The following is a 233-nucleotide window of genomic DNA, read 5'->3' as shown; positions in this document are numbered from 1 at the left end:
CTTAACGATTTGGAGCCCGAGCTTACCAGTTTAGCGCTGTATGGCGAATTCGAGTCCGAATTGCGCATTGCAGGTGTGGAGGAGATGACCCAATGGTGCGCTTGGGTAAATACACTCGCGCACCGCCAGGGATTACCGCTACTGAGTGCCGATGCTTGGCCGACGCTGGTGCGACAGTCGGTCCGCTACAGCGGTGATCAGTGCCAGCTGCCATTATGTCCGCAGTGGCTCAT

The 233-nt window shown here is 57.1% G+C and carries 1 pseudogene; it reads left to right on the top strand.

Going from position 1 to position 233, the window contains the following annotated elements:
* Window positions 1–233: pseudogene (locus tag BG74_RS16345) on the top strand (Lon protease family protein); the annotation flags it as partial.

This window comes from Sodalis-like endosymbiont of Proechinophthirus fluctus, assembly GCF_001602625.1.
Lineage (GTDB): Bacteria > Pseudomonadota > Gammaproteobacteria > Enterobacterales > Enterobacteriaceae.
The sequence above is the reverse complement of the archived record's forward strand: the minus strand, read 5'-3'. Positions and strand labels throughout refer to the sequence as shown.